General features: G+C 59.3%; 1 protein-coding gene. It reads right to left on the bottom strand.

The genetic code is table 11. From position 1 onward, the window contains the following. Positions 1–427, bottom strand: a 427-nt coding sequence (locus D9V41_RS16500; protein WP_166376101.1) for a C-terminal helicase domain-containing protein, incomplete at both ends; no start/stop codon positions are given.

The raw sequence follows: 427 nt of genomic DNA, 5'->3' as shown, positions 1-427 counted from the left end.
AGAGACGGCAGACTTCCTCCTGGCCGATGCGATGAATTCGACCGAACCGCTGCTCGATACGGTTCGGATTCCAGGGCAAATCATAGTTGACCATGAGGTGAGCTGCCTGGAGATTCAAGCCCTCGCCGGCGGCGTCAGTCGCAATGAGGATCTGGACGTCGCGGTTCTTGGTGAACTCCTCGGTGATGATCCTGCGGTCGCCACGACGAACACCGCCGTGGATGGCTTTCACCGCTTCAGGTCTGCCGAGCAGAGAACCGATTTTGCGCGTGAGGTAGTCGAGCGTGTCGCGGTGCTCAGTGAAGATGATGAGCTTTCGAGGCGAGCCGTTGGTATCGCTGGTCAGAGCGTTGTCCTGAAGGATTCTCGACAGCTCGGTCCACTTGCGGTCAGTACCGGCGTCTCGCACACGCTTGGCGGTTTCGAC

Origin of the sequence: Aeromicrobium phragmitis (genome assembly GCF_003674095.1) — a bacterium.
GTDB classification, from domain to species: domain Bacteria; phylum Actinomycetota; class Actinomycetes; order Propionibacteriales; family Nocardioidaceae; genus Aeromicrobium; species Aeromicrobium phragmitis.
Note: the sequence above shows the minus strand (reverse complement) of the source record. Positions and strands in the feature narration are given on the sequence as shown.